The sequence below is a fragment of the Peribacillus sp. SIMBA_075 genome (genome assembly GCF_046534585.1).
On the sequence record NZ_JAWRYN010001771.1, the window covers coordinates 1 to 228 of the forward strand.

Annotated in this window: 1 pseudogene; it reads left to right on the forward strand. The window is 32.0% G+C overall.

The annotated features are described in order from the left end of the window. Positions 1 to 228: pseudogene (locus SB775_RS34520) on the forward strand (spore cortex biosynthesis protein YabQ); the annotation flags it as partial.

Here is a 228-nt window from a genome sequence, read left to right on the forward strand (position 1 = left end):
CACAGCTATTTATTGCATTTATATTATTCTTATTTCGTATACTGCTTTCAATTGGACATGTGTTATGGAAAATGGTGATTTGGATATTACTTTTCATATGGAAAGTTTTTTTCTGGCCTGTTCGATTTATTGCTTCGCTCATATGGAAACTTCTCCCTAATCGTGTTAAACTTTTTATAATGAAACATGTAGGGTTCCTGCAATATATAGCAAAATTGAAGGGACACA